Source organism: Streptomyces sp. NPDC051563, assembly GCF_044454225.1.
Taxonomy (GTDB): domain Bacteria; phylum Actinomycetota; class Actinomycetes; order Streptomycetales; family Streptomycetaceae; genus Streptomyces.
The window spans coordinates 50450-76859 of record NZ_JBITDL010000023.1 but is presented as its reverse complement, the minus strand read 5'-3'; the positions used below and the strand labels follow the sequence as shown (position 1 = coordinate 76859).

General features: G+C 71.1%; 25 protein-coding genes. 10 read left to right on the top strand and 15 right to left on the bottom strand.

Going from position 1 to position 26410, the window contains the following annotated elements; all coding sequences use genetic code 11:
• The first annotated feature begins 3 nt into the window (after positions 1 to 3).
• Both ACIA8F_RS26300 and ACIA8F_RS26295 read left to right on the top strand, forming a co-directional pair.
• Positions 4 to 825 (top strand): isoprenyl transferase, encoded by an 822-nt coding sequence (locus ACIA8F_RS26300; RefSeq protein ID WP_399382342.1) that lies wholly within the window; start codon positions 4 to 6, stop codon positions 823 to 825.
• A 23-nt stretch (positions 826 to 848) separates the two neighbouring features.
• Positions 849 to 1385 carry a YcxB family protein gene (locus ACIA8F_RS26295; RefSeq protein ID WP_399382341.1) on the top strand — a complete coding sequence of 179 codons (537 nt, stop codon included), beginning with the start codon at positions 849 to 851 and terminating at the stop codon, positions 1383 to 1385.
• Positions 1386 to 1389: 4 nt separating this feature from the next.
• Here ACIA8F_RS26295 and ACIA8F_RS26290 read toward each other — a convergent pair whose 3' ends face one another.
• The 4 genes from ACIA8F_RS26290 to ACIA8F_RS26275 are packed head-to-tail and all read right to left on the bottom strand — an operon-like array spanning position 1390 to position 4551.
• On the bottom strand, positions 1390 to 1818 hold the full coding sequence (locus ACIA8F_RS26290; protein ID WP_324289282.1) for a transcriptional repressor: 429 nt from the start codon (positions 1816 to 1818) through the stop codon (positions 1390 to 1392).
• 59 nt (positions 1819 to 1877) lie between these two features.
• The gene (locus ACIA8F_RS26285) at positions 1878 to 2744 is read right to left on the bottom strand and encodes a metal ABC transporter permease (protein WP_274552012.1); all 867 of its coding nucleotides are present in this window, start codon (positions 2742 to 2744) and stop codon (positions 1878 to 1880) included.
• Positions 2744 to 3535 carry a metal ABC transporter ATP-binding protein gene (locus ACIA8F_RS26280; RefSeq protein WP_399382339.1) on the bottom strand — a complete coding sequence of 264 codons (792 nt, stop codon included), beginning with the start codon at positions 3533 to 3535 and terminating at the stop codon, positions 2744 to 2746. Before ACIA8F_RS26280 ends, ACIA8F_RS26285 begins: the two co-directional genes overlap by 1 nt.
• A gap of 35 nt (positions 3536 to 3570) precedes the next feature.
• Positions 3571 to 4551 (bottom strand): metal ABC transporter substrate-binding protein, encoded by a 981-nt coding sequence (locus tag ACIA8F_RS26275; RefSeq protein ID WP_399382337.1) that lies wholly within the window; start codon positions 4549 to 4551, stop codon positions 3571 to 3573.
• Between the two features lie 156 nt (positions 4552 to 4707).
• On the opposite strand from ACIA8F_RS26275, the gene ACIA8F_RS26270 reads away from it, so the two are divergent.
• A complete protein-coding gene (locus ACIA8F_RS26270) occupies positions 4708 to 6090 on the top strand; it encodes a glycine--tRNA ligase (RefSeq protein WP_399382335.1) in 1383 nt (460 codons plus the stop codon).
• A 74-nt stretch (positions 6091 to 6164) separates the two neighbouring features.
• Here the strand turns inward: ACIA8F_RS26270 and ACIA8F_RS26265 are convergent, their stop codons facing one another.
• From ACIA8F_RS26265 to ACIA8F_RS26240, 6 genes are all read right to left on the bottom strand, one after another.
• A complete protein-coding gene (locus ACIA8F_RS26265) occupies positions 6165 to 6881 on the bottom strand; it encodes a VC0807 family protein (RefSeq protein WP_399382333.1) in 717 nt (238 codons plus the stop codon).
• 124 nt (positions 6882 to 7005) lie between these two features.
• On the bottom strand, positions 7006 to 7599 hold the full coding sequence (locus ACIA8F_RS26260) for a TetR family transcriptional regulator (protein ID WP_399382331.1): 594 nt from the start codon (positions 7597 to 7599) through the stop codon (positions 7006 to 7008).
• A gap of 21 nt (positions 7600 to 7620) precedes the next feature.
• The gene (locus ACIA8F_RS26255; RefSeq protein WP_399382329.1) at positions 7621 to 8661 is read right to left on the bottom strand and encodes an aldo/keto reductase; all 1041 of its coding nucleotides are present in this window, start codon (positions 8659 to 8661) and stop codon (positions 7621 to 7623) included.
• A gap of 115 nt (positions 8662 to 8776) precedes the next feature.
• The gene (locus ACIA8F_RS26250; protein WP_399382327.1) at positions 8777 to 9205 is read right to left on the bottom strand and encodes a MarR family winged helix-turn-helix transcriptional regulator; all 429 of its coding nucleotides are present in this window, start codon (positions 9203 to 9205) and stop codon (positions 8777 to 8779) included.
• A complete protein-coding gene (locus ACIA8F_RS26245) occupies positions 9205 to 9621 on the bottom strand; it encodes an SRPBCC family protein (protein ID WP_399382326.1) in 417 nt (138 codons plus the stop codon). Before ACIA8F_RS26245 ends, ACIA8F_RS26250 begins: the two co-directional genes overlap by 1 nt.
• A gap of 93 nt (positions 9622 to 9714) precedes the next feature.
• The gene (locus ACIA8F_RS26240) at positions 9715 to 10059 is read right to left on the bottom strand and encodes a DoxX family protein (protein ID WP_399382324.1); all 345 of its coding nucleotides are present in this window, start codon (positions 10057 to 10059) and stop codon (positions 9715 to 9717) included.
• Positions 10060 to 10149: 90 nt separating this feature from the next.
• Here ACIA8F_RS26240 and ACIA8F_RS26235 point away from each other — a divergent pair, with 90 nt between their 5' ends.
• Complete coding sequence (locus tag ACIA8F_RS26235) at positions 10150 to 10605, top strand: MarR family winged helix-turn-helix transcriptional regulator (RefSeq protein ID WP_399382323.1); 456 nt, start codon at positions 10150 to 10152, stop codon at positions 10603 to 10605.
• Between the two features lie 69 nt (positions 10606 to 10674).
• On the opposite strand, the gene ACIA8F_RS26230 is transcribed toward ACIA8F_RS26235, so the two are convergent.
• Entirely contained in the window at positions 10675 to 12135 is a 1461-nt protein-coding gene (locus ACIA8F_RS26230) for an MFS transporter (RefSeq protein ID WP_399382322.1), read from the bottom strand.
• A 63-nt stretch (positions 12136 to 12198) separates the two neighbouring features.
• Here ACIA8F_RS26230 and dusB point away from each other — a divergent pair, with 63 nt between their 5' ends.
• From dusB to ACIA8F_RS26215, 3 genes are all read left to right on the top strand, one after another.
• Complete coding sequence (dusB, locus tag ACIA8F_RS26225; RefSeq protein ID WP_399382321.1) at positions 12199 to 13341, top strand: tRNA dihydrouridine synthase DusB; 1143 nt, start codon at positions 12199 to 12201, stop codon at positions 13339 to 13341.
• 375 nt (positions 13342 to 13716) lie between these two features.
• Positions 13717 to 16425 (top strand): pyruvate, phosphate dikinase, encoded by a 2709-nt coding sequence (ppdK, locus tag ACIA8F_RS26220; RefSeq protein ID WP_399382319.1) that lies wholly within the window; start codon positions 13717 to 13719, stop codon positions 16423 to 16425.
• A gap of 494 nt (positions 16426 to 16919) precedes the next feature.
• Positions 16920 to 18005 carry a helix-turn-helix domain-containing protein gene (locus ACIA8F_RS26215; RefSeq protein WP_399382318.1) on the top strand — a complete coding sequence of 362 codons (1086 nt, stop codon included), beginning with the start codon at positions 16920 to 16922 and terminating at the stop codon, positions 18003 to 18005.
• Between the two features lie 149 nt (positions 18006 to 18154).
• Here ACIA8F_RS26215 and ACIA8F_RS26210 read toward each other — a convergent pair whose 3' ends face one another.
• Positions 18155 to 19315, bottom strand: a complete 1161-nt coding sequence (locus ACIA8F_RS26210) for a PhoX family protein (protein WP_399382316.1) — start codon at positions 19313 to 19315, stop codon at positions 18155 to 18157.
• A gap of 244 nt (positions 19316 to 19559) precedes the next feature.
• Here ACIA8F_RS26210 and ACIA8F_RS26205 point away from each other — a divergent pair, with 244 nt between their 5' ends.
• Positions 19560 to 20024, top strand: coding sequence for a group III truncated hemoglobin (locus ACIA8F_RS26205; protein WP_399382315.1), 465 nt, complete (start codon positions 19560 to 19562; stop codon positions 20022 to 20024).
• 113 nt (positions 20025 to 20137) lie between these two features.
• Positions 20138 to 20545, top strand: coding sequence for a VOC family protein (locus tag ACIA8F_RS26200; protein WP_399382313.1), 408 nt, complete (start codon positions 20138 to 20140; stop codon positions 20543 to 20545).
• 12 nt (positions 20546 to 20557) lie between these two features.
• On the opposite strand, the gene nirD is transcribed toward ACIA8F_RS26200, so the two are convergent.
• From nirD to ACIA8F_RS26185, 3 genes are read right to left on the bottom strand one after another with little or no spacing between them, the layout of a single operon-like run.
• Positions 20558 to 20893 carry a nitrite reductase small subunit NirD gene (gene nirD / locus ACIA8F_RS26195; RefSeq protein ID WP_356515400.1) on the bottom strand — a complete coding sequence of 112 codons (336 nt, stop codon included), beginning with the start codon at positions 20891 to 20893 and terminating at the stop codon, positions 20558 to 20560.
• A complete protein-coding gene (gene nirB, locus ACIA8F_RS26190; RefSeq protein ID WP_399382310.1) occupies positions 20890 to 23511 on the bottom strand; it encodes a nitrite reductase large subunit NirB in 2622 nt (873 codons plus the stop codon). The genes nirD and nirB overlap by 4 nt, the downstream gene beginning before the upstream one ends.
• A gap of 2 nt (positions 23512 to 23513) precedes the next feature.
• Entirely contained in the window at positions 23514 to 24926 is a 1413-nt protein-coding gene (locus tag ACIA8F_RS26185; protein ID WP_399382308.1) for an NAD(P)/FAD-dependent oxidoreductase, read from the bottom strand.
• Positions 24927 to 25093: 167 nt separating this feature from the next.
• Between ACIA8F_RS26185 and ACIA8F_RS26180 the strand changes: the two genes are divergently transcribed.
• Positions 25094 to 26395, top strand: coding sequence for a ferric reductase-like transmembrane domain-containing protein (locus ACIA8F_RS26180; RefSeq protein WP_399382306.1), 1302 nt, complete (start codon positions 25094 to 25096; stop codon positions 26393 to 26395).
• Positions 26396 to 26410 lie beyond the last annotated feature (15 nt).

Sequence of the window (26410 nt, the reverse complement as noted above, 5' to 3'; positions counted from 1 at the left end):
CACATGGCACGACGCGGGATTCTGGGACGCTCTCGCCGCGAGTACAAGATTCCCGAGCCGCACCCCTCCGGTGAGCGCCCGCCGAAGATCCCCGGCGAGCTCGTCCCGAACCACGTCGCGATCGTCATGGACGGGAACGGCCGCTGGGCCAAGGAGCGCGGACTGCCGCGCACCGAGGGCCACAAGGTGGGCGAGGGCGTCGTGCTCGACGTGCTCAAGGGCTGCCTGGAGTTGGGCGTCAAGAACCTTTCCCTGTACGCCTTCTCGACGGAGAACTGGAAGCGCTCGCCCGACGAGGTGCGCTTCCTCATGAACTTCAACCGCGACGTCATCCGGCGCCGCCGCGACGAGATGAACGAGCTGGGCATCCGCATCCGCTGGACCGGCCGCATGCCGAAGATGTGGAAGTCGGTCGTCCAGGAGCTCCAGGTCGCGCAGGAGCAGACCGTCGACAACGACGCGATGACCCTCTACTTCTGCGTCAACTACGGCGGCCGCGCCGAGATCGCGGACGCGGCGCAGGCGATCGCGCGCGATGTCGCCGCGGGCAGGCTGGACCCGTCGAAGGTCAACGAGAAGACCTTCGCGAAGTACATGTACTACCCGGACATGCCGGACGTGGACCTCTTCCTGCGCCCGAGCGGAGAGCAGCGCACCTCCAACTACCTGCTCTGGCAGAGCGCGTACGCCGAGATGGTGTTCCAGGACGTCCTGTGGCCCGACTTCGACCGCCGCAACCTCTGGCAGGCCTGCTACGAATACGCCCAGCGCGACCGCCGCTTCGGCGGGGCCGTCCCGAACCAGGGCGAGGGAACCACCGCCTGACCTCACGGCTACGCTCTGCCCTCATGAACACGAGTGGGGATCACGCACAGCGGACTGAGCAGGCCGTATTCGTCTACGAGCCGGTGCTCGCCGACTTTCGGGGGGCCGTCCGGGTCCGGGCCCTGCGGACGGCGTCGGGCCGGGCGGAGACGGTCCTGCTCCCGCTGATGACCCTCGCCCTCGTGACGGCGTACGGGGTGCTGCGCGGGATGACGCCGGCCGTCATCGTGGTCGCCGCGGTGTTGAGCGCGGGTGCCGGTGCCTTCGGCGGTGTGCGGGTACGGCGTGCCATGGCGCGCCGGCTCCACGCCGTGGCGGCCTTGTACGGGACGTGCCGCACGGTGGTGGACGAGCGGGGCGCCGCGACCGAGGGCGGGAACATGTCCTACTCGGCCGACTGGAAGCTCTTCACGCAGTACGCGGAGACGCCGGAGCTCTTCGTCCTCCTCGGCGGCCCGCGCGCGACCTGCATCACGGCGCTGCCCAAGCGGGGGGCCGAGGAGCCCGCCGACATCGACCGGCTGCGGGCGATCCTGGACCGGAACCTGCGGCGGCTGTGAAGCCCTAGCCCGCCGCCGCGCAGTCCGCGCAGGTGCCGAAGATCTCCACCGTGTGGGCGACGTTCACGTAGCCGTGCTCCGCGGCGATGGCCTCCGCCCACTTCTCCACGGCCGGGCCCTCCACCTCGACGGCCTTGCCGCACTTGCGGCAGACCAGGTGGTGGTGGTGGTCCCCGGTGGAGCAGCGCCGGTAGACGGACTCGCCGTCACTGGTGCGCAGCACGTCGACCTCGCCGGCGTCCGCGAGGGACTGCAGGGTGCGGTAGACGGTGGTCAGGCCCACGGAATCCCCGCGGTGCTTGAGCATGTCGTGGAGTTCCTGGGCACTGCGGAACTCGTCCACCTCGTCCAGCGCCGCCGCGACCGCGGCCCGCTGTCGGGTGGATCGTCCTCGTACTGGCGCGGTGTTCATCTCGCCAGGCGCAGTCGCCACCGGTTCCTCCTCGTCTCGGCTTCGGCCCATTGTGCCAGGCGGCCGACGGCCCGAGGTCTTCAGACCTTTACGTCGTCCCGCGTACAGACTTCTTCGGCCGCGCGGGCGGCCCTGGCCCGGCGCCGGGCCAGCGGGGTGGACACCGCCGTCATCACCATGAAGACGGCGATGGCGAGCAGCACGATCGTGCCGCCGGACGGGGCGTCGATGTAGTAGGTGGCGGCCGTGCCGGACAGTGAGACCAGTACGCCGATGACCATGGCCACCGTCAGGGTGGCGGTGAACCCGCGGGTGACACGCTGGGCGGCCGCGACGGGGATCACCATCATGGCGCTGACCAGCAGCAGGCCGACGATGCGCATCGCGACGGTGACGGTGACGGCTGCGGTGACGGCCATGAGCAGGTTCAGGAAGCGCACCGGCAGGCCGGTGACCCGGGCGAACTCCTCGTCCTGGCAGACCGCGAACAGCTGCCGGCGCAGGCCGAGGGTGACGGCGACGACGAACAGGGCGAGGATCACGACCGCGGTGATGTCCTCGGCCGAGACCGTGGTGATGGAGCCGAACAGGTAGCTGGTCAGGTTGGCCGTGGAGCCGCCCGGGGCCAGATTGATGATCATGACGCCGCCGGCCAGGCCGCCGTAGAAGAGCATGGCCAGCGCGATGTCCCCGCTGGTCTTGCCGCGGGAGCGGATCAGCTCCATGCCGACCGCGCCGATGACCGCGACCAGCGTGGCCATCCACACCGGGCTCGTGTTGAGCAGGAAGCCGAGCGCGACACCGGTCATCGCCACGTGCCCGATGCCGTCGCCCATGACGGCCTGGCGGCGCTGGACGAGGTACGTGCCGATCGCGGGGGCCGTGATGCCGACGAGGGCGGCGGCGATGAGGGCCCGCTGCATGAAGGCGTAGTCGAGGAGGTCCATCAGCTCAGCAGTCCCGTCCGGAGGGGCTCGGCGTCGTGCGCGGAGTGGGGGTGTACGTGGTCGTGGCCCGGCAGTGCGTGCTGGCCGAGGGCCTCCGGGGGCGGGCCGTCGTGCGTGACGCAGCCGTCGCGCAGGACGACGGCGCGGTCGATGAGCGGCTCCAGCGGGCCCAGCTCGTGCAGGACCAGCAGCACGGTGGTGCCGGCGGCGACCTGGCTGCGCAGGGCGTTCGCCAGGACCTCCTGGTTGGCCAGGTCCACCCCGGCCATCGGCTCGTCCATGATCAGCAGCTCGGGTTCGCCGGCCAGGGCGCGGGCGATGAGCACCCGCTGGTGCTGGCCTCCGGAGAGGGCGTTGACCGAGGCGTCGGCGTACGCACCCATGTCGACCAGGTCCAGAGCGTGCTCCACGGCGGCCTTGTCGGCCCTGCGCAGGAACCCGAAGCGGGTCTTGGCGAGCCGTCCGGCGGAGACGACCTCGCGGACGGTGGCGGGGACCCCGCTGGCGGCGGTGGTGCGCTGGGGCACGTACCCGATGCGCGACCAGTCGCGGAACCGCTTGAAGTCGGTGCCGAAGAGGGAGAGGGCGCCGTCGCTCAGCGGGACCTGGCCGACCACGGCGCGGACGGCCGTGGACTTGCCGGAGCCGTTGGCGCCGAGCAGCGCGACGACCTCGCCGCTGCGGACGGTGAGGTCGATGCCGCGCAGCACGGGGCGCGAGCCGAGCGAGGCCGTGGCCCCGCGCAGGGATATGACGGGCTGGTCCAGGGCCTGGGTGGGCTTGGACTCCATGGCTCGCGCCTCCGATGCCGCTACTGCTGTTGCCATTACTTGGTGCCGAGTGCCTTCTGGAGGTTCTTCAGGTTGGCCCGCATGACCTCGAAGTAGTCAGCGCCCTGGGACTTGTCCGTGATTCCCTCGAGGGGATCCAGGACGTCGGTCTTCAGGCCGGTGTCCGTCGCGAGGGTCTTGGCCGTCTTGTCGCTGGCCAGGGTCTCGAAGAACACCGTCGAGACATTGTCCTGCTTCGCGAGGGCCTGGAGTTCCTTCATCCGGGCCGGGCTGGGCTCGGACTCGGGGTCGACGCCGGAGATGCCCTCCTGGTCGAGGCCGTAGCGCTCGGCGAGGTAGCCGAAGGCGGAGTGGGTGGTGATGAAGGTCTTGGAGGCCGTGTTCTTCAGGCCGTCCTTGAACTCGGTGTCCAGCGTGCCCAGTTTGGCGACGAGCTCGTCGGTGTTCTTCTTGTAGTCCGCCGAGTGGTCGGGGTCGGACTTGGCCAGGGCCGCGCCCACGCCCTTGGCGATCTCCGCGTACTTGACCGGGTCGAGCCAGACGTGGGGGTCCTCGCCGGCTTCGCCGTGGCTGTGGTCGTGGCCGTCGCCCTCGCCCTCGGCGGCGTGCTCGTGGTCCTCGTGGCCGGAGGTGCCGTGCACCTCCAGCTTGGTGAGGGTGGCGGCGTCGACGATGTTCTTCACGCCGGACTGGGCGACGGCCTTGTCGACGGCGGGCTGCAGCGTCTTGAGGTAGAGGACGACGTCGGCCTCGCCGAGCTGCGCGGTCTGCTTCGGGGTGATCTCCAGGTCGTGCGGCTCGACCCCGGGCTTGGTGAGGGTGTCGACCTTCACGTGGTCCTTGCCGATCTGCTCGGCCAGGAACTGCATCGGATAGAACGACGCCATCACGTCGAGCTTGCCGTCCTTCGCCCCGGCGGCTCCGGCCGTGCCCGAGCAGGCGGTGAGGGCCGCGGCGGCGAGGGCGACGGTGGCGGCGAGGGCGGCGGTCGGTATGAGGTGTCGTCGTACGTTCATGACATCCATTTTCATCAAAGATGGAAACGATTGTCAAAAACCCTGGTCGGAGGGGGCTGCGGGGCCGGGGGAGGGGGGTCCCGATTTGAAAGGGGGGGTGCGGGCGCCGGTAACCTTGAGGCTTCGCCGTTCGTCCTCGTAAATGAAGAGAGCACCGTGGCCGCCGACAAGATCGAAACCATCGTCAGCCTGAGCAAGCGCCGTGGCTTCGTTTTCCCGTGCAGTGACATCTACGGCGGCTCTCGGGCTGCCTGGGATTACGGTCCGCTCGGTGTCGAGCTCAAGGAGAACATCAAGCGCCAGTGGTGGAAGGCCATGGTCACCGGGCGTGAGGACATCGTCGGTCTCGACTCGTCGGTGATCCTGGCCCCCGAGGTCTGGGTGGCCTCCGGTCACGTCGGCACCTTCTCGGACCCGCTGACCGAGTGCACCTCCTGTCACAAGCGCCACCGCGCCGACCACCTGGAAGAGGCGTACGAGGCCAAGCACGGCCGCGTGCCCGCCAACGGTCTGGCCGACATCAACTGCCCCAACTGCGGCGTCAAGGGCCAGTTCACCGAGCCGAAGCAGTTCTCCGGCATGCTGGAGACCCACCTCGGCCCGACCCAGGACACCGGCTCCAAGGCGTACCTGCGCCCCGAGACCGCCCAGGGCATCTTCACCAACTTCGCCCACGTGATGACCACCTCGCGCAAGAAGCCTCCCTTCGGCATCGCGCAGATGGGCAAGTCCTTCCGCAACGAGATCACCCCCGGCAACTTCATCTTCCGCACCCGCGAGTTCGAGCAGATGGAGATGGAGTTCTTCGTCAAGCCGGGCGAGGACGAGCAGTGGCAGGAGTACTGGATGCAGGAGCGGTGGAACTGGTACCGCGACCTCGGCATCCGCGAGGAGAACATCCGCTGGTACGACCACCCGAAGGAGAAGCTGTCCCACTACTCGAAGCGCACCGCCGACATCGAGTACCGCTTCAACTTCGGTGGCAATGAGTTCTCCGAGCTCGAAGGCGTCGCCAACCGCACCGACTTCGACCTCAAGGCGCACTCCGCGGCCTCCGGCCAGGAGCTGGTCTACTTCGACCAGGAGTCCAAGGAGAAGTACACCCCGTACGTCATCGAGCCGGCCGCCGGTGTCAACCGCGCCATGCTCGCCTTCATGCTCGACGCGTTCAACGAGGACGAGGCCCCCAACGCCAAGGGCGTCATGGAGAAGCGCACCGTGATGCGCTTCGACCCGCGCCTGGCCCCGGTCAAGGTCGCCGTCCTGCCGCTGTCGCGCAACGCGCAGCTGTCGCCGAAGGCCAAGGGCCTCGCCGCCGACCTGCGCAAGCACTGGAACATCGAGTTCGACGACGCGGGCGCCATCGGCCGCCGCTACCGCCGTCAGGACGAGATCGGTACGCCGTTCTGCGTCACCGTCGACTTCGACACCCTCGACGACAACGCGGTGACCGTGCGCGAGCGCGACACCATGAAGCAGGAGCGCGTCTCCCTGGACCAGATCCAGAGCTACCTCGGCAGCCGCCTGCTCGGCTGCTAGGTTCCACCGCTCGGCTCGAACGGCAGTGGCCCGGTGCGCATCGCGCACCGGGCCACTGCCGTCTTCCGCGCCGGTTACGCGGTGGCCGGACCGCCGGCCCGGGCGGCCAGCGCCGCGGCACGGGCCTCACCCTCGGCCGCGGTGCGCTGCGAGAACCGGACGGTCCAGAAGATCAGCGAGACCAGGAACCCGTAGATCAGGACGGGGCTGACCCAGACCATCGTGTCGACGCTCAGCACGAACACCAGCGCCACCCGCAGCGAGGCCTCCACCAGGTACGCGACGCCCCAGACGGTGGTCATCCGCCGCATCGCCTTGCGGAAGTCGGGGTACTGCCAGAGCCCGTTGAAGTACGCCACGCCCTCCTTGGTGCCGTCGGTCCCGAACTTGCGGCCGAAGTAGAACATCAGCGGCCGTGGCGCGAAGAGCGTCGCGATGCAGAGCGCCCCGAACAGCCCGGTCACCCCCGAGTCCTTGACGAGCAGGGCGCGGGCGGAGTGCGTGCCGATCAGCGTGACGAGGGCGGTGATCACCAGGAAGACCAGGGTGACCACGGCGAACTCGTCGATCTTGCGCCGCCAGGCGAGGTGGACGGCGGAGTCGACCACCGGCCAGACGCCGCTGACCAGCAGCGCCGCGAACTCGCTCCAGCCCCGGTCGGTGAGGACGTTGTACGTGAGGATGGGTGCGACCACGTTGAACCCGATGGTCAGGATCCAACCGATCGCGGCGGCGGCCCCGGACCGGGCGGGAGGCCCGGACTGCGCTGCCGGTTCTTGCTGACTGGACAATGTTCCCCCTGGAACGGACCTGATGGTGTGCGGTACAGGGGAACGTAGGAACACGGCGGATGCACGGCAAGGGGATGCCGTCCCAAATGATGATCAAGCCGTCCGGACTGGCCGGTTCCGCACGTCAGGCGCGCAGGCCCCGGATGACCAGGGCGGTGACCGCCTCGAAGTCGGCGGTGATGGTCGGCTGGAGCCAGTCCGCCGCGTACAGCGGATCGTGGAAGCGGCCGGTGGCATCGAACACCGCACGCGCGGCGGCCGGTACGTCGGGTGCGCTGAGCGTTCCCGCCGCGACCCCCTCGCCGATGATGCCGGCGAGCTGCTCGATCAGCTCGGTGATGTGGCGCTCCACCACACCGCTGCTCTCGTCGAGCAGCACGATGTACGTCGCGAACAGCTCCGGGTCGTCACCGGCCTTGTGGCGCTTGGCCTCGAACAGCGCCTCCAGCCACGACTCCAGCTTGGAGGGGGCGGGCTCGGCCGGGGCCGAGGCGATCTCCTCCAGCATCACCACGCTCTTGGCGAGCCAGCGGTCCGTGACGGCCTCGCGCAGCGCGGCCTTCGACGGGAAGTGCCGGTACACGCTGCCGTGGCTGACGCCCAGGGCGCGCGCCACGTCCACCACGGTCGCCTTGGTCGGGCCGAAGCGCCGCAGCACCTCCTCGGTGGTTTCGAGGATGCGCTCGGGGGTGAGGGGCTCGGCGGCTGCGGGTGGCATGAGTACGACCGTACAGCCGGATCAGTGTTCGCTGTCCAGGTGGGCCATCTGGGCCGCCGGGTACCGCTCGCCGGCGGCCGCACCGGCCGGGACGGCGGCCTCGATGGCGGCGAGGTCGGCGGAGGTCAGGGTGACCTGGAGGGCTCCCAGGGCCTCGCCGAGCCGCTCGCGGCTGCGGGCGCCGATCAGGGGAACGATGTCCTCTCCTTGCGCGAGCACCCAGGCGATGGCCGTCTGGGCGACGCTGACGCCCTTCTCGTCGGCGACCTTGCGCAGGGCGTCGACCAGGTCGAGGTTCCGGTCGAGGTTGTCGCCCTGGAAGCGCGGGCTCATCCCGCGGAAGTCGCCCGGGGCCAGCGTGCGGTCGCGGGTGAAGTGGCCGCTGATCAGGCCGCGGGACAGCACCCCGTACGCCGTGATGCCGATGCCGAGCTCGCGGGCGGTGGGAAGGATCTCTTCCTCGATCCCGCGCGAGATCAGGGAGTACTCGATCTGGAGGTCGGCGATCGGGGCCACGGCGGCGGCCCGGCGCAGGGTGTCCGCGCCGACCTCGGAGAGCCCGATGTGCCGGACGTGCCCGGCGGTGACCGCCTCGGCGATCGCGCCGACGGTCTCCTCGATCGGGACGTCGGGGTCGACCCGGGCGATGCGGTAGACGTCGATGTGGTCCCGGCCGAGCCGCTGGAGCGAATAGGCGAGGAAGTTCTTCACGGCCGCCGGCCGCCCGTCGTACCCGGTGAAGCCGCCCTCGACCGTCCGCAGGGCGCCGAACTTCACGCTGGTCAGCGCCTTGTCCCGGGCCGCGGCGGGGGCGGTGCGCAGGGCTTCGTTGATGAGGAGCTCGTTGTGCCCCATGCCGTAGAAGTCGCCGGTGTCCAGCAGGGTGACCCCGGCGTCGAGGGCGGCGTGGATGGTGGCGAGGGACTCCGCCCGGTCGGCTTCGCCGTAGAGGGCGGACATCCCCATGCAGCCCAGCCCCAGCGGGAAGACAGCGGGTCCGGTGCTGCCGAGGGTGCGGGTGCCGGTCTGCGGGTTCTGAGGGGTGCTCTGGTTCGTCGTCATGGAACGAGAATGACATGACGGCTGACAGATTTCAATATCTGTCACTCGTTCGTGCGAGGAAGCCCCGCCCGCAAGGCGGACGGGGCTGGGCGGGGGAGGGGTCGGGGGCGCGGATTCAGGACTCGGGATGGGCCAGGCGGCTCAGCAGGGTGACGGTGTCCTCGCGTGCGACGGGCCGGAAGAACTCCTCGTCGACCCCTTCGACGGCGGCGATCGCCCGCGGCGCCAGCTCGGCCCCGGCCGCGGTGACCCGCAGCCGCTTGGCTCGGGTGTCCGCGGGGTCGACCTCGCGGGCGACGAGCCCCTTCTGTTCCAGGGTGCGCACCACCTGGGAGGTCATCTTCACGTCGGTGCCGGCCTGGCGCGCCAGTGCCTGCTGGTTGGGCTGCTCGCCCTGCTCGTTGAGCCACCAGGCGCAGGCGAGGAGGACGAACTGCACGTGGGTCAGGCCCAGCGGCCCCAATGCGGCGGCGATGTCCCGCTGCCAGCGCAGGGTGGCGTGCCAGAGCAGGAAGCCGGGGCTCTCGCCGGGGGTCAGGGGCATCAGCCCTGGGCCGTCCGGACCAGCGCGGCCATGGTGTCGGGCCAGTCGGCCGTGATGGCCGGGCCGATCTCGGGACCGGCCTCGGCCGCACCCTCGCCGCTGATCTCCATCCGGTAGACGACGCGGCTGAGTGCCGGGTCGAGCCGGTCGATCCGGTGGGTGGTCCGCAGGACCAGCCCGCCGAAGCGCGCCTCGTCGACGAACATCTCGCCCTCGGCGGCCTCGGCGACGAGCAGTTCCACCGGATCCTGGCCGGCCGGGGTCATGGTGATCTCGGCGCCCGCCGCGAAGGGCCCGCGGAGCTCGATCTTCTCGATGTCGGCGTTCCAGGTGCCCCAGTTCTCGACGTCTGCCCACAGGGCCCAGATCGCCTCGGGTGCGGCGGTGGTCTCGATGGCGTGCTCGTACTGCCACATGGCGGGCCTCCCGGTAGATGTTCTTCGCGCAGACTATCTGCGCGAAGAGCAACTGTCCAGGGAGGTCGGGGCGAGGTCGCGGTGGAGGGCGCGTCAGGCCGCCGCGCGCAGGACCAGGGCGGCTATCGCGACCAGGGCGAGCACGGCCGCGGGGGCGAAGTTGTAGTCCTTGGCGCGCAGGTGGAAGACGATCGCGCCGAGGAAGTAGAGGGTCACGCCGATGGCGGCGGCGATGCCCAGCGGCGCCAGCCACAGGCCCGCGATCAGGCCGATCGCGCCGGCCGCCTTGAGGGTGGCCAGCCGTGGGAGCCAGGAGTCGGGCACCCCGACCTTGGTCATGCTCTCCGTGATCGAGGGGTTGTGCTGGAGGGTGAAGGTCGCGGAGGCGGCGAGGGTGAGGGCGAGCAGTCCGGCGACGACGGCATAGGCGATGAACATGGCGCACTCCAATGATCGGCTGAGGATAATCATTGAATACCATCAACGATCGGCAGGGCGCAATCATTTCCCGGTTGTTACGATGTGGACATGACGGCGATTCAGGACTCCCCGCACCCGCCGCAGCGGCTGGGCCTGCTGCTGGCCTGGCACGGATCGATCACCCAGACCCGCATGAAGAAGGCGCTCAGCGCCGCCGGGCTCACCCCGCGCCACGCGATGACCCTCGCGCACCTGGACACCGGGCCCATCGGGCAGGGAGCGCTGGCCGAGCGGCTGGAGGTGGATCCGAGCGTGCTCGTCGGGATCCTCAACGACCTGGAGGGCGACGGGCTCGTCGAACGCCGCCGGGACCCGGCCGACCGGCGCCGCCACAACGTGGCCATCACCGACGCGGGCACCGCCGCCCTCGCGAAGACGAACGCGGCCCTCGACGCGGTGGAACTGGGCCTGTTCGCCCGCCTCTCGGACGAGGATCAGGAAGCGCTGCGCGGCCTGCTGGACCGGATCGACTCCCACAGCGAAGACTTCGCCTGCGGCGAGTAGGTACCCGCCCCGGCCGCCCGGTGCCCGGCCACTCGGCCCCCGGCCACCCGGCCGCCCGGCCCCCCCGGCTCAGTGCCGCGGTGCGGCGCCCGTTCGCGAGGGCCCCGACTGCGGCTCCAGGGCGCGGGCCGTGCGCAGGGCCGTCTCCCGGGCCCAGCCGCCGCTGGTGACGAAGCCCACGCACAGGACGAGCAGCCCGCACACCGTGATGATCCACCAGGCGGGCCGCGCCGCGGCCACGAACCCGGCGGCGGAGCCGGCCCCGCCGGCCATCCCGGAGGCCAGGACGGCGCCCACGATCGCCACGCCCAGCGCCCCGCCGGTCTGCCGGCTGGTGGAGGCCACCGCGGCGGCCACGCCGGCCTGCGCGCGGGGCATCCCGGAGACGGCGGTGTTGGTGATCGGCGCGTTCACCAGGCCGAACCCGATGCCGAAGAGCACGTACCCGCAGAACAGCATCGGCGTCGAGCTCTCGGCCGAGAACGCCGCGAACAGCAGCCCGCTCGCCCCCATCGTCACGCCCGCGACCAGCAGCGGGAGCCGCGGTCCCCGGGCGGCGACGAGCCGTCCCGACACGGGGGCGCAGAGGAAGGCGAAGGCCGCCATCGGCAGCATGTAGAGGCCGGCGTCCAGCGCGTCGAGGCCCCGTACGTCCTGGAGGTACAGGGTGTTGAGGAACAGGAACCCGGACAGCGCGGCGAAGGCGCTGACCGCGATCACCGTCGCCCCGCTGAAGGGGGCGCTGCGGAAGAACCGCGGGTCGATCAGGGGCTCCGCGCGCCGTGACTCGTAGGCCAGCAGCCCGGTCAGGGACAGTACGGCGACGACCGCGCAGCCCAGGATCAGCGGGGAGCCCAGTCCGGCGGAGGGGGCCTCGATGATCCCGAACGTGACCGAGCCGAGCAGGCCCATGACCAGCAGCTGCCCGACCGGATCCGGGCGGCGCGGGCGCTCGGCCCGGGACTCCGGGATGTAGCGCAGGGTCAGGACGAGGGCGAGGATGCCGACGGGCAGGTTGATCCAGAAGATGGACCGCCAGCCGACCGAGTCCACGAGCAGACCGCCGATCAGCGGGCCCGCGGCCATCGAGATGCCGACGACCGCGCCCCAGACGCCGATGGCGCGGGCGCGTTCCTTCGGCTCGGTGAAGGTGTTGGTGATGATCGACATGGCGACCGGGTTGAGCATCGAGCCGCCGACGGCCTGGATCATCCGGAAGGCGATCAGCCAGCCCAGGCTGGGCGCGAGCGAGCAGAGCACCGAGCCGGCGGTGAAGAGCACGATGCCGGCGGTGAAGACCTTGCGGCGGCCGATCCGGTCCGCCGTGGAGCCGGCCAGCATCAGCAGCGAGGCCAGGACCAGCGTGTACGCGTCGATCGTCCACTGCATGCCGGCCACGGAGGCGTGCAGATCGCGGCGCATGGAGGGGAGGGCGACGTTCAGGACGGTGTTGTCGAGGCTGACGATGAGCAGGCTCATGCAGCAGATCGTCAGGATCAGCAGGCGCCGCCGCTGGGTCAACTCGTCCATGGGCCGATAGTACGCCTAACTAACGACATGCGATCAACGGCACGGCTGAGCCACAATGGGGGGATGACCACGCTCCCCCCGCCTCTCGCGATCGGCCCGCACACCGTGCAGCCCCCGGTGGTGCTCGCGCCGATGGCCGGCATCACCAATGCCCCGTTCCGTACGCTGTGCCGCGAGTTCTCGGGCGGCAAGGGACTGTTCGTGAGCGAGATGATCACGACCCGGGCCCTGGTCGAGCGCAACGAGAAGACCATGCAGCTGATCCACTTCGACGAGACCGAGAAGCCCCGCTCGATCCAGCTGTACGGAGTCGACCCCGCGACGGTCGGCAAGGCGGTCCGCATGATCGTCGAAGAGGACCGCGCCGACCACATCGACCTCAACTTCGGCTGCCCGGTGCCCAAGGTCACCCGCAAGGGCGGCGGCTCGGCCCTGCCGTACAAGCGCAACCTGCTGCGCGCGATCCTGCGCGAGGCCGTCGCGGGCGCCGGCGACCTGCCGGTGACCATGAAGATGCGCAAGGGCATCAACGATGACCACCTCACCTACCTCGACGCCGGCCGGATCGCCGTCGAGGAGGGCGTCACCGCCATAGCCCTGCACGGCCGCACCACCGCCCAGCACTACGGCGGCACCGCCGACTGGGACGCCATCGCGCGGCTCAAGGAGCACGTCCCGGAGATCCCGGTGCTCGGCAACGGCGACATCTGGTGCGCGGAGGACGCGCTGCGGATGGTCCGCGAGACCGGCTGCGACGGGGTGGTCGTGGGACGCGGCTGCCTGGGGCGGCCGTGGCTGTTCAACGACCTGGTCGCGGCCTTCGAGGGGCGGCCCGAGGACTTCCACAAGCCGACGCTCCGGGAGGTCGGGCAGACCATGCTGCGCCACGCCCAGCTGCTGGGGGAGTGGATCGGCGACGAGGCCCGCGGGGTGATCGACTTCCGTAAGCACGTGGCCTGGTACACCAAGGGCTTCTCGGTGGGCTCGGAGATGCGGCAGAAGCTCGCGGTCACCTCCTCCCTGGCCGAGCTGGACGCTCATCTGAGCGAGCTGGACCTGGACCAGCCCTGGCCGGACAGCGCGGACGGTCCTCGGGGCCGTACGTCCGGAAACAACCGGGTTGTCCTGCCCGAGGGCTGGCTGAAGGATCCGTACGACTGCGCGGGCGTGAGCGAGGACGCCGAACTGGACACGTCCGGAGGCTGAGAATCGGGTGGTAAAGCGTGCCACCAGCGGCGTGACATACGCCACGCATGGGTGAGGTTTCGCTCAGATGAGCGCAATAGTCACGGGTAAGACTTTCAAAGGGTGGCACTGGGTGCCACCCTTTGTTCGTTCAAGTATTGAACGCAAATGTATCGATGATCGCTCATCGGAGCGCAAACAAGCCTCAGCGGGCACCTCACCCTTCGGGATCTGAAAGGTCTTCGTAGGTTTTGGCTACTCACCAGTTACATTCGATTGGCTGGCACCCAGGTGGTTACGGCCACATGACCGCCAAGTGGACGTACCCATAAGCCTTCGATCTGGGTATGTTCCTGGCCGTCAGGGCAGCCACCGAGCCTCGAGGAGTCGAGACCCGTGTCGGAAAACAAAGATCAGAAGTTCGTCTACGACTTCACGGAGGGCAACCGCGACCTCAAGGACCTTCTCGGCGGCAAGGGTGCCAACCTCGCCGAGATGACCAACCTGGGTCTGCCGGTCCCTCCCGGCTTCACCATCACCACCGAGGCCTGCAAGGTCTACCTCGACAGCGGCGAGGCCCCGGCCGACCTGCGCGAAGAGGTCAGCGCGCACCTCGCCGCCCTCGAGGCGAAGATGGGCAAGAAGCTCGGCCAGTCGGACGACCCGCTGCTGGTCTCCGTGCGTTCCGGCGCCAAGTTCTCCATGCCGGGCATGATGGACACGGTCCTCAACATCGGCCTCTCCGACGAGTCCGTCGCCGGTCTCGCCACCCAGGCCGGCAACGAGCGCTTCGCGTGGGACTCGTACCGCCGCCTGATCCAGATGTTCGGCAAGACCGTCCTGGACGTGGACGGCGAGCTCTTCGAGGAAGCCCTCGACGAGGCCAAGGCCGCCAAGAAGGTCACCGTCGACACCGACCTCGACGCCGCCGACCTCAAGAAGCTGGTCACCCGCTTCAAGAAGATCGTCGCCAAGCAGGCCGGCCGCGAGTTCCCGCAGGACGCCCGCGAGCAGCTCGACCTCGCCGTCGAAGCGGTCTTCAACTCCTGGAACACCGACCGCGCCAAGCTCTACCGCCGCCAGGAGCGCATCCCGAGCGACCTGGGCACCGCGGTCAACATCTGCTCCATGGTCTTCGGCAACCTCGGCCCCGACTCGGGCACCGGCGTCGCCTTCACCCGCGACCCGGCCACCGGCCACGCGGGCGTCTACGGCGACTACCTCCAGAACGCCCAGGGCGAGGACGTGGTCGCGGGCATCCGCAACACCGTGCCGCTCGCGGACCTGGAGACCATCGACAAGGTCTCGTACGACCAGCTCATGACGATCATGACGACGCTGGAGAACCACTACAAGGATCTCTGCGACATCGAGTTCACCATCGAGCGCGGCCAGCTGTGGATGCTCCAGACCCGCGTCGGCAAGCGCACCGCCGGCGCCGCCTTCCGCATCGCCACCCAGCTCGTGGACCAGGGCCTCATCGACGAGGCCGAGGCGCTCCAGCGCGTCAATGGCGCCCAGCTGGCGCAGCTGATGTTCCCGCGCTTCGACGAGGGCGCCAAAACGACCCTGCTGGGCCGCGGCATCGCCGCCTCCCCGGGCGCGGCCGTCGGCAAGGCCGTCTTCGACTCCTACACGGCCGTCAAGTGGTCCCGCTCCGGCGAGAAGGTCATCCTGATCCGCCGCGAGACCAACCCCGACGACCTCGACGGCATGATCGCCTCCGAGGGCATCCTGACCTCGCGCGGCGGCAAGACCTCGCACGCCGCCGTCGTCGCCCGCGGCATGGGCAAGACCTGCGTCTGCGGCGCCGAGGACCTCGAGGTCGACACCAAGCGCCGCCGCATGACGGTCGGCGGAACGGTCGTCGAAGAGGGCGACGTCGTCTCCATCGACGGCTCCACCGGCAAGGTCTACCTCGGCGAGGTACCCGTCGTACCCTCCCCGGTCGTCGAGTACTTCGAGGGCCGCATGCACGCCGGCGCCGACGACGCCGACGAGCTGGTCGCCGCCGTGCACCGGATCATGGCCTACGCCGACCGCGTCCGCCGCCTGCGCGTGCGCGCCAACGCCGACAACGCCGAGGACGCGCTGCGCGCCCGCCGCTTCGGCGCCCAGGGCATCGGCCTGTGCCGCACCGAGCACATGTTCCTCGGCGAGCGCCGCGAACTGGTGGAGCGACTGATCCTCGCGGACACCGACGACGAGCGCGAGGAGGCACTCAGTGCCCTCCTGCCGCTCCAGAAGAAGGACTTCGTCGAGCTGTTCGAGGCGATGGACGGACTGCCCGTCACCGTCCGCCTGCTCGACCCGCCGCTGCACGAGTTCCTGCCCGACATCACCGAGCTGTCGGTGCGCGTCGCCCTCGCCGAGTCCCGCAAGGACGCCAACGAGAACGACCTGCGCCTGCTCCAGGCCGTGCACAAGCTGCACGAGCAGAACCCGATGCTGGGGCTGCGCGGCGTCCGCCTCGGCCTGGTCATCCCCGGCCTGTTCAAGATGCAGGTACGGGCGATCGCCGAGGCCGCGGCCGAGCGCAAGAACGCCAAGGGCGACCCGCGCGCCGAGATCATGGTCCCGCTCGTGGGCACCGTCCAGGAGCTGGAGATCGTCCGCGAGGAGGCCGACGCGGTCATCGCCGAGGTCGAGGCCGCCACCGGCACCGACCTCAAGCTGACCATCGGCACCATGATCGAGCTGCCCCGTGCCGCCCTCACGGCCGGCCAGATCGCCGAGGCCGCGCAGTTCTTCTCCTTCGGCACGAACGACCTGACCCAGACCGTGTGGGGCTTCTCCCGCGACGACGTCGAGGCCAGCTTCTTCACCGCCTACCTGGAGAAGGGCATCTTCGGGGTCTCGCCCTTCGAGACCATCGACCGCGACGGCGTCGGCACCCTGGTCCGCAGCGCCGTCGAGGCCGGCCGGGCCACCCGCCCCGACCTCAAGCTCGGCGTCTGCGGAGAGCACGGCGGCGACCCCGAGTCCGTCCACTTCTTCCACGAGGTCGGCCTGGACTACGTCTCCTGCTCGCCGTTCCGGATTCCGGTGGCGCGCCTGGAGGCCGGCCGCGCCGCCGCCGAGTCGAAGGGCAGCGACAGCCGCTGACCCGCCGGGCCCCGCTGCGGGCCCCCATCGACCGCGCCTGCCCCCGGGTTCCCTGACGTCCGGTGGCAGGCGCGTCTATTTCCCCGGCGTTCTACGCCTCCGCGGGGTCTCCGGGTCTACGGGGTCTACGGCGTTCCCCGGCGTTCGCGGCCGTTCCGCCGCGTTCCCGGGGTCAGTATTGGTTCAATGTTGTTCCAGATGCCTTAACGGCAACAGGCGGTGGACGGATCCCCACCCGTCCACCGCCTGCCGCCAATCCGCCGGACACGTCGGCGCTTCCCGGTGCGACCGACCGCCAGGCCCCGCAAAGCCCCCCACGGCCTTCGCGGAGCGTTTCGGTCGCGCCGGAGTGTGCCCGGCGGAGTACAGGATTTCGGTTGTCACACCTTCGCCGAAAGGGGTTTCAACTGTGGCTGAAAGGCCATGGTGACCACGTGTGACGGCGTGCATACTCAAGGGGCGGGGGGATTGCGGTTGCACAGGTGGGGGTTCGGGTGCTGCGTATCCATTTCACGGGAGTGGACCTCGCACGCGTAAGGATGGCAGGGCGTCCGGATGCGTTGTGGGAAACCATCCTGAGTTTTCACCGCTTAAGGGACCGGCGCGATACCCGGCTCTTCGGCGATTGGCGTGCGGAAACACGCACCCGGTTGAATGGTGAAACACGACTTCTCGGCGCGCTGATACCGAGCCGCGGGTATTTCCCCGATTTCCTGACGCCCACGGAGGGGCAGTACGGGTGGGACGTGGGGCTCGACGCCCTGCGCGGGATCCGGCCGGAGCGGCTGCGCCGCGAGCTCACCCTCCTCGGCCGGGGTGTGGAGGCCGGCTCCGGCATGGCCGCGGCCTTCGGGATGCCGGCGACGGCGGACGGTGGCGTGCACCGCGGCTCCGAGTCCCCGGTCCCCAGGCGGCTGCGGGACTTCATGGAGGGGGACACCGCGCACCTGCCCCGGCTCCTCGGGGAGCTGCGGGGCTACCACCGGGCGGCCGTGGAGCCGTACTGGAGCCACATCCAGGCCCAGATAGAGGCCGAGCGGGCCGCGCGGGGGCGGGCGCTGCTCGACGGGGGCGCGGACGAGCTGCTGGCCTCGCTGCCGCCGATGCTGCGCTGGCGGGCGCCGGTGCTGGAGTGCGACTACCCCGTGGACCGGGACGTACGGCTGCGGGGGCGCGGGCTGCTGCTCCAGCCCTCCTTCTTCTGCCGGCGCACGGCGGTGACCCTGCACGATCCGGAGCTGGCGCCCGTGCTGGTGTATCCGGCGGCGGCCGAGCTCTCCTCGGCGCAGGCCGGCGGCGAGGCGGCCCGCCCCGCGGAGGAGCGGCGCCGGCAGCGCCAGCACACCCTGGGCAAGCTCGTCGGGCACACCCGGTCGGTGGTGCTCGAGGCGATCGGCGACGGGGCCACGACGAGCGAACTGGCGCGGCGGGCCGGGGTCTCGCTGGCCTCCGCGAGCCAGCACGCGGGGGTGATGCGGGAGGCCGGGCTGGTCACCACGCTGCGGCGGGGCAACGCCGTGCTGCACACGGTGACGCCGCTGGGCGCCGCGCTGCTCAAGGGCGGGGCCGTGATGTCGTGACACGGCCGCGCCCCGGCGGGTTCGCGGGCCCGCCGGGGCGCGGTTGTCGGTGCCGTGCGGCGCCGTTGCCAGGGGCTCCGCCCCCGGACCCCCGCGCCTCAAACGCCGGCGGGGCTGGATGTGGCCCGGCGGGGCTGGATCTTTCCCCGTCAGGTCCGGAAGGGGCCCGTGACCTCGTAGGTGATGCCGCCCGTCGAGCTGCCGGTCGTGCCGCGCTGGCTGCTGAAGTAGAGGCGGTTGCCGGCGGGGGAGAAGGCCGGGCCGGTGATCTCGGAGGAGGACTGGCCGGTGACCCGGAGGAAGGGGGCGACCACGTCGTCCGGGGTGATCACGCAGATCTCCAGGTTGCCGCCGTCCTCGGCGACGTACAGGTCGCCGTACGAGGACCCGGTGACGTTGTCGACGCCCGTCAGGGGGGCGTTGCCGCCGGGGACCAGGGAGTCGTCGTAGGCGAGCTCGTAGGTGCTGTTCGCCAGGTTGAGCTGCCAGACCCGGTTGTCGCCCTTGGTCGTGAACCACACCGTGTCGTTGGCGTAGTGGCAGCCCTCGCCGCCGTCGAACTTCTTCGCGCCCGAGACCTGGGTGCGGGTGGTGGTCGGCGAGCCGTCCGGGTCGGGGACGGTGGCCCAGGTGAAGGAGCCGGAGGCGGCGGTGCCGGCCTTGAGGACCTGGAGGGTGCCGGAGGAGAGGTTGCCCCAGGTGGTGGGGACGAAGCGGTAGAAGCAGCCGTTGGTCTCGTCCTCGGTCAGGTAGATCACCTTGCGCACCGGGTCGGCGGCGGCGGCCTCGTGCTTGAAGCGGCCCAGCGCGGGGCGCTGCACGGCCGCGTTCACGCCGTAGGGGTCGGTCTCGTAGACGTAGCCGAGGCTGACCTCCTCGCAGGACAGCCAGGTGTTCCACGGGGTCTTGCCGCCCGCGCAGTTCTGGCGGGTGCCGGAGAGGATCCGCTGTGCGCCGGTGATGGTGCCGGAGGAGTTGAACCGGACCGCGCTCGCACCGCCCGAAGGGTTGATCTCGGAGTTCGACACGTAGATCCAGCCCGTGCCGTCGGCGAAGCAGGCGCCGCCGTCGGGGGCGCTGTGCCAGGCGTACGAGGTGCCGGGGACCGTCTGGCCGGAGCGCGCTATCACCCGGCTGCTGAAGCCGGCGGGCAGCATGATGCCGTTGGCGTCGGCGGCGCCGAGCGCCCCGTAGGGTCCGGCGCCGGGCTGGGCGGGGGCCGCGTAGGCCGCGCCGTGCATCAGCGTGCCGCCGAAGGCGGCGGCGGAGGAGCCGATGACGGCCCCGCGGAGGAAGGTACGACGTTCCACGGTCACTCCTGTGGAGGAGGGGCTCCGCGCCCGGTCGGGCGGGGAGTCGCACACGCGTCGAGGAACCTAGGACCGCCGAGTTGACGTGACGTCAATTCCACATGGCGCGGGAGCGACCGGGGCGAGGTCAATCCGGCCCGGCCGCTCCCGGGGGATTTCCCGGAATCCGGCCGACGTCCCAGAGATGCCGAATGCGGGACTTTCTGCCCTGGGGAGGCGCCGGGTGCGGGAGCATGGTGGAGTGATGAACCACTCCGCCGCCGTCACCGACATCACCGGCCGCGCCGACCTCGACGTCGTGCTGCGCCGCTTCTACACGGCGGCCTTCGCCGATCCGCGGATCGGGCCCTTCTTCACCGAGATCGCCGGTACCGACCTCGACGTGCACCTGCCCCGGATCACCGATTTCTGGGAGCGGGCCCTCTTCCGCAGCGCCGACTACCGGCGCAACGCCTTCGCCCCGCACGCGGCCCTCCAGTCGGCCCGCGCGATGACCGCCGAGGACTTCGGCCGCTGGGTGCAGCTGTGGCGGGCCACGATCGACGGACTGCACCGGGGGCCGAACGCGGAGCGGGCCAAGGCCCAGGGCGAGCGGATCGCGCTGACCCTGCACAAGCGGCTGGCCGGCGCCGATGCCTCCCTGGAGAGCTCCGACGGGCTGGGCTTCGTACCGCTGGCGGCCCTGGAGCTGCGGTCGAGCCTGGTCTGACCTGCGGGTTCGAAGATTCTTGGAAAAGTTTCGCGGGGAGCGATGAGTTCTCCGGAGGAGTCCGGTCTACCTCTCGAAAGCCACGCGAACGCACCGAGAGAAGAGAGACCCCGATGTTCTCCACCATGATCTTCGTCAACCTGCCGGTCAAGGACCTCGAGGCCACCAAGACCTTCTGGAGCAAGCTCGGTTACAGCTACAACGCCCAGTTCACCGACGAGAACTGCGCCTCCATGCCCATCACGGACTCGATCGTGGCCATGTTCCAGACCGAGGCCCGGTACAAGGACTTCACCCACAAGGACATCGCGGACGCGACCAAGACCTCCGAGGTACTGCTGTGTCTGAGCGCCGAGAGCCGCGAGGCCGTCGACGCGCTCGTCGACGGGGCCCTGGCGGCGGGCGGCACCGAGCCCCGTCCCGCCCAGGACCACGGGGTCATGTACGGCCGCGCCTTCGACGACCTCGACGGCCACACCTGGGAGATCATGTGGATGGACCCGTCGATGGTCCAGGGCTGATCCGGCCGATCCTCAGACCGAGGTCGCGGCGGTCCGCACCGGGTACGTACGGACCGCCACCTCCTCGTCGTCCAGGCAGTGCCCCGACTCCAGGTCGAAGCGCTGCTTGAGCAGCGGCGAGGCCACGAAGAGCCGTCCCGCGGCCGAGCCGACCAGCCCGCGCGAGAGCACCTGCGCCCCGGTGAAGGGGTCCCGGTTGCCGATCGCGTACGGGCGTCCCGCGCGGTCGACGAACACGGCGGCCTGGCTTCCGTCCGGCAGTAGCGCCGCCACCCCGCGCCCGGGGATCAGCGCCGACAGCTCGCACACGGTCAGCCAGCCCTCCGCCACCTGCAGTTCCACGGTCATCGGGTGCCTCCCAGGGGCTCCAGGGTCAGCACGGTCAGGTCGGGCTTGACCTGGCCGCGTTCGGGGACGAACTTCACGCTCGGGTCGGGCGCGCCGGGGGCGTTGACGAAGGACACGAACCGGCGCAGCCGCTCCGGGTCGTCCAGGGTCTCGGCCCATTCGTCGCGGTAGTGCGCCACGTGGTCGGCCATCAGCGACTCCAGCTCCGCGCACAGGCCGAGCGAGTCGTGCACGATCACGTCCCGCAGGTGGGCCAGACCGCCCTCCAGCCGGTCCAGCCAGGTGGAGGTCCGCTCCAGCCGGTCGGCGGTGCGGATGTAGAACATCAGGAACCGGTCGATGAGCCGGACCAGTTCGGCGTCCGACAGGTCCTGGGCGAGCAGGTCGGCGTGGCGCGGGGTGGCCCCGCCGTTGCCGCCGACGTAGAGGTTCCAGCCGCTCGCCGTCGCGATGATCCCGAAGTCCTTGCTCTGCGCCTCCGCGCACTCGCGGGCGCAGCCGGAGACCGCCGACTTGAGCTTGTGCGGGGCGCGCAGGCCCCGGTAGCGCAGCTCCAGGTCGATGGCCATCCGTACCGAGTCCTGGACCCCGTAGCGGCACCAGGTCCGGCCCACGCAGGACTTCACCGTCCGCAGGGCCTTGCCGTACGCGTGCCCGGACTCGAATCCGGCCTCGACGAGCCGGGCCCAGATGAGGGGGAGCTGGTCGATGGCGGCGCCGAAGAGGTCGATGCGCTGCCCGCCGGTGATCTTCGTGTAGAGGCCGAAGTCGCGGGCCACCTCGCCGATCACGATGAGCTTGTCGGGGGTGATCTCGCCGCCGGGGATGCGCGGGACCACCGAATACGAGCCGTTGCGCTGCAGGTTGGCGAGGAAGTGGTCGTTGGTGTCCTGGAGGGCGGCCTGCTCCCCGTCCAGGACGTAGCCGCTCGCGCCGAGGGTGGGGGCGAGCGAGGCGATGATCGAAGCGACGGTGGGCTTGCAGACCTCGCAGCCCTCGCCGCCGCGGGCCTCCTCGCGGCCGTGGCTGTCGAGGAGCTCCTCGTACGAGGTCACGCGCAGGGTGCGGACGATCTCGTAGAGCTCGGCTCGGGTGAAGGAGAAGCAGTCGCAGAGCCCCTTGTCGGCGGCCGGCGGCATCAGCTGGGCGATCACCTTGAGGCAGCTTCCGCAGCCGGTGCCCGCCTTGGTGCACTTCTTGACCTCGGGCACCGTGCTGTGGGCGGTGATCGCCTTCTTGGTGACGTTGTGGCAGGAGCAGATCACCGCGCCGTCCGGGAGTGAGGCCGGGCCCAGCGCGACGGGTGCGCCGGCGCCGGCGGGCAGCACCAGCTGCTCGGGGGTGACGGGCGGTACGGAGCCGGTGAGCGGGCGGAGCAGACCGTAGGAGTCGGCGTCGCCGACCAGGACGCCGCCCAGCAGGACGCCTTCGGCGGAGACGACCACCTTCTTGTAGACGCCGGAGCGGGAGTCGGAGTAGACGACGTCGAGGCTGCCGATGGTGGCTCCGTGGGCGTCGCCGAAGGAGGCCACGTCCACGCCGAGGAGCTTGAGCTTGGTGGAGAGGTCGGCGCCGGTGAACTCCTTCTCGCGGCCCAGCAGGTCCGCGGCGGCCGTCTCGGCCATCTCGTAGCCGGGGGCGACCAGGCCGTAGACGCGGCCGTCGGAGGCGAGCGCGCACTCGCCGATGGCGTAGACGTGCGGGTCGGAGGTGCGGCAGCGGGCGTCGACGGAGATGCCGCCGCGTTCGCCGACGGTCAGGCCGCTGTCGCGGGCGAGCTGGTCGCGGGGGCGGACGCCGGCGGAGAAGACGACCAGGTCGGTGCCGACGCTGGAGCCGTCGGACAGCCTCATCCCGCTCACCGAGCCGTCCTCGCCGGTCAGGACCTCCTGGGTGCCGACGCCCGTGTGGACGGTGAGCCCCATGTTCTCGATGGTGCGGAGCAGGGCCGCGCCGCCGCCCTCGTCGACCTGGACGGGCATCAGCCGGGGCGCGAACTCCACGACGCGGGTGGCCAGTCCGAGGCCCTTGAGCGCGCCGGCAGCCTCCAGCCCGAGCAGGCCGCCGCCGACCACGGCGCCGGTGGTCCGGGTCTTGGCGTACTCCTCGATCGCGAGGAGGTCCTCGATGGTGCGGTAGACGAAACAGCCCGGGGCGTCCTTGCCGGGGACGGGCGGCACGAAGGGGTAGCTGCCGGTCGCGAGCACGAGCACGTCGTACGGGAACACCTGCCCCGAGCGGGAGGTGACGGTCCGGGCCTCCCGGTCGATGCTCTCGGCGGGGTCGTCGAGGTGCAGGGAGATCCCGTGCTCCGCCATGAAGGAGGCCGGGGTGAGGGAGAGGTCCTCGGGGGTGCTGCCGGAGAAGTACGAGGTCAGGTGCACGCGGTCGTAGGCGGGCCGGGGCTCCTCGCAGAGCACGGTGATCCGGTGCGTGGCGGTGGCGCCGAGTTCGGCGAGGGCCTCCAGGTAGCGCTGGCCGACCATGCCGTGGCCGACGAGCAGGAGGGCGGGCCGGGTCCCGGGGGCGGTGGCGGGGGTGCTCCCGGGGGCGGTGGCCCCGGCGGGGGCGGTGGCCTGCGCGGTGGCCGGGGCGGGATGGGGCGTGGCTGCGGCCATGATCAGGAGCCTCCGTCGTCGGTGAGCAGGTGGTGCAGGTCGGTGAGACCGTGCCGGTCGGTGAGGGGCCCGCCGTCCTCCCAGCTGCGGGCGAGGGCGCCCACCGTGGAGAGTTCGCCGAGCAGGACCCCGCCGACGAGGCGGTCGCCGCGGATGACGACCTTGCGGTAGGTGCGGCGGGTGGCGTCGGCGAGCCGGACCACGTCGTCGCCGGGGAGCGGGGTGGTCTCGCCGAAGGCGGCGAGATCGAGGGGCCTGTCGCCGCCGGCGGTGAGGGTGAGGCGGGTCAGGGCGCGGGTCCCGCTGTAGGCGGGGTCACGGTCGAGGCCCCTGCCGGTGCCGAGCAGCACTCCGGCGAGGGCGTCGGCCTGCTCCAGGGCGGGCCCGGCCAGGCCGTACACCCGGCCGGCGTGCTCGGCGCAGTCGCCGACGGCGTGGATGCGGGGGTCGCCGGTGCGGAGCTCGTCGTCGACGAGGATGCCCGTGCGGACGGCCAGGCCGGCCGCCTGCGCCAGGCCGGTGCGGGGGCGGACTCCGCAGGCCAGTACGACGAGGTCGGCGTCGAGCCGGTAGCCGTCGGCCAGCTCGACGCCGGTCACCCGGCGGGGGCCCTCGGCGGGGGCGCTCCTCGGACTTCGGCCCGGGCCGGCTGCGGGAGCGGCGGCCCTGCGGGGCGTTCCGGGCTCTGCCCGGACCCGCTCCTCAAACGCCGGAGGGGCTGGATTTTGGCTGACGCCGTCGGCAGGGTGCGGCTCGCGGGCTTGCGGAGCCGCGGGTGTCGTGGACAGGCCGCGGACTCGGCATTCCGTGTGGATCTCGACGCCGAGGGTGGTCAGGTGCTCGTGCAGGAGGGCCGAGGCTTCGGCGTCCAGTTGGCGTTCCATCAGGCGTTCGCCCTGTTGGGCGAGGACCACCTGCGCGCCCCGTTCGGCCAGGGCGCGGGCCGCCGAGACGCCGAGGAGGCCGCCGCCGATCACCACCGCGCGCACGCCGGGACCTGCGGCCGCCGACAGGGCCAGGCAGTCGTCCATCGTGCGGAACGCGTGGACCCCGGCGGGGAGTTCCCGGCCCTCGGGTTCGAACAGGCCGCGCAGCGGCGGGAGGACCGGATTCGACCCCGTGGCCAGGACGAGGGTGCCGTACTGCTCGACCGTGCCGTCGTCGCAGTGCACCACCTGCTCCGCCCGGTCGATCCGTACCGCCCGCACACCGCGGCGCAGCGCCGGGCCGGGGGACGGGAGGGCCGTCACCTCCGGCGCGTACCGGCCGGCCAGGACCTCCGCGAGGAGGACCCGGTTGTAGGGGACGTGCTCCTCCTCACCGAGGACGCGCACGTCCCCGCCCAGCCGGGCGGCGAGCCGCAGGCCGGCGAGGCCGCCGCCGATCACCACCACGCGTTGCTGTTCCGAGGTCATGACACGAGCGTGCGCGGCCGCTGTTTCCCCACGGCATCGCCGTTGTTTCCCTGACGGAACCTCGACCTCAGCGCGCGGGTTAAGCGCCCGTGAGGCCTTCCTCAAGGCCGCCTTAAGGATCACCGGGAGGGCCGGGGAGCAGGCAGGACCGCCCGTAGCGTGGCCGTATGCGAGAGCGAGACATGGCGGTCCGGGTCAAGAGCGGGATGCTCGGCGGGGCGGGGACCGTGACCCTGCTGTGGGCCGCCCAGGTGCGGCCCTCGGCCCGGCTCGACGCGCTGTTCGCGACCGCCGCGCACCTGACCGGGCTGCTCGCCGGCTACGGGGTGCTCGTCCTGCTGTTCCTCATGGCCCGGGTCCCCGCCGTCGAGCACGGGGTGGGCGCGGCCCGGCTCGCCCGCTGGCACGCGCTGGGCGGCCGGCACGTCCTGCTGCTCTGCTTCGGGCACGCGGCCTTCGCGCTCTGCGGCTATGCCGTGCACGAGGGGGTCGACGTGCTGTCGGCGGTCCGGGAGCTGCTCGGATACCCGGCCCTGGCCGCCGCGACGGCCGGGACCGTCCTCCTGGCCGCTGTCGGCCTCACCTCCGCCCGCTCCGTACGCCGCCGGGTCAGCCACGAAACCTGGCGCGGGATCCACCTCCTGGTGTACCTCGCCGCCGCCCTTGCCTTCGGCCACCAGCTCGCCGGGCCCGACCTGGCGCTGGTCGCCTGGTTCTGGGCCCTCGCCCACGCCGTGGTCGCCGTCCTGCTGGTCTGGTACCGGGCCGTGGTGCCCGTACGCCAGGCCCTGCGGCACGCGCTGCGCGTCGCCGAGGTCAGGGTGGAAGGGCCCGGGGTGGTCTCCGTCCTCGTCTACGGGGAACACCTCGCGGAACTGCGCGCGGAGCCGGGGCAGTTCCTGCGGTGGCGGTTCCTCCAGCGCAGGCTGTGGCACACCGCGCTGCCCTTCTCGCTGTCGGCGCCGGTCCGCGGGGACACCCTGCGCATCACCGTGAAGGCGCTGGGCGGCCACTCCCGGCGGATCCGGCGGCTGCGCCCCGGCACCCGGGTGCTGGCCACCGGGCCCTTCGGGGCGCTCACCGCGGCCCGGCGGACCCGGACCAAGGTGCTGCTGATCGCCGGAGGCGTCGGGATCACGCCGATGCGGGCCCTGTTCGAGACCCTGCCCGGCGGGCCGGGGGACATCACCCTGCTCTACCGGGCGGGCGCCGAGGAGCACCTCGTCCTGCGCTCCGAGCTGGAGGCCATCGCCGCCGAACGGCAGGCCGGGCTGCACTACCTGCTCGGGCCGTCGGGCGCCGCCTTCGACCCGCTGGCTCCGCAGGCGCTGGCCGCGCTGGTCCCGGAGCTGGCCGAGCACGACGTGTACCTGTGCGGGCCGCCGGGGATGGCGGACGCCACGCAGTCCGCGCTGTTGCGGGCGGGGGTGCCGGCCGGGCGGATCCACGCCGAATGCTTCGGGCTCTGAGCCCGGCCGTCTCCG

Bases quoted from the DNA above. Each gene is read 5' to 3' on its own strand.
- ACIA8F_RS26185 (WP_399382308.1), bottom strand. From the start codon at position 24,926: ATGACCTCGGAACAGCAACGCGTGGTGGTGATCGGCGGCGGCCTCGCC.
- ACIA8F_RS26235 (WP_399382323.1), top strand. From the start codon at position 10,150: ATGACGGCGATTCAGGACTCCCCGCACCCGCCGCAGCGGCTGGGCCTG.
- ACIA8F_RS26205 (WP_399382315.1), top strand. From the start codon at position 19,560: ATGAACCACTCCGCCGCCGTCACCGACATCACCGGCCGCGCCGACCTC.
- ACIA8F_RS26280 (WP_399382339.1), bottom strand. From the start codon at position 3,535: ATGGAGTCCAAGCCCACCCAGGCCCTGGACCAGCCCGTCATATCCCTG.
- ACIA8F_RS26300 (WP_399382342.1), top strand. From the start codon at position 4: ATGGCACGACGCGGGATTCTGGGACGCTCTCGCCGCGAGTACAAGATT.
- ACIA8F_RS26200 (WP_399382313.1), top strand. From the start codon at position 20,138: ATGTTCTCCACCATGATCTTCGTCAACCTGCCGGTCAAGGACCTCGAG.
- ACIA8F_RS26275 (WP_399382337.1), bottom strand. From the start codon at position 4,551: ATGAACGTACGACGACACCTCATACCGACCGCCGCCCTCGCCGCCACC.
- dusB (WP_399382321.1), top strand. From the start codon at position 12,199: ATGACCACGCTCCCCCCGCCTCTCGCGATCGGCCCGCACACCGTGCAG.
- ACIA8F_RS26180 (WP_399382306.1), top strand. From the start codon at position 25,094: ATGCGAGAGCGAGACATGGCGGTCCGGGTCAAGAGCGGGATGCTCGGC.
- ACIA8F_RS26230 (WP_399382322.1), bottom strand. From the start codon at position 12,135: ATGGACGAGTTGACCCAGCGGCGGCGCCTGCTGATCCTGACGATCTGC.
- ACIA8F_RS26245 (WP_399382326.1), bottom strand. From the start codon at position 9,621: ATGTGGCAGTACGAGCACGCCATCGAGACCACCGCCGCACCCGAGGCG.
- ACIA8F_RS26255 (WP_399382329.1), bottom strand. From the start codon at position 8,661: ATGACGACGAACCAGAGCACCCCTCAGAACCCGCAGACCGGCACCCGC.
- ACIA8F_RS26285 (WP_274552012.1), bottom strand. From the start codon at position 2,744: ATGGACCTCCTCGACTACGCCTTCATGCAGCGGGCCCTCATCGCCGCC.
- ACIA8F_RS26295 (WP_399382341.1), top strand. From the start codon at position 849: ATGAACACGAGTGGGGATCACGCACAGCGGACTGAGCAGGCCGTATTC.
- ACIA8F_RS26250 (WP_399382327.1), bottom strand. From the start codon at position 9,205: ATGCCCCTGACCCCCGGCGAGAGCCCCGGCTTCCTGCTCTGGCACGCC.
- nirB (WP_399382310.1), bottom strand. From the start codon at position 23,511: ATGGCCGCAGCCACGCCCCATCCCGCCCCGGCCACCGCGCAGGCCACC.
- nirD (WP_356515400.1), bottom strand. From the start codon at position 20,893: ATGACCGTGGAACTGCAGGTGGCGGAGGGCTGGCTGACCGTGTGCGAG.
- ACIA8F_RS26260 (WP_399382331.1), bottom strand. From the start codon at position 7,599: ATGCCACCCGCAGCCGCCGAGCCCCTCACCCCCGAGCGCATCCTCGAA.
- ACIA8F_RS26240 (WP_399382324.1), bottom strand. From the start codon at position 10,059: ATGTTCATCGCCTATGCCGTCGTCGCCGGACTGCTCGCCCTCACCCTC.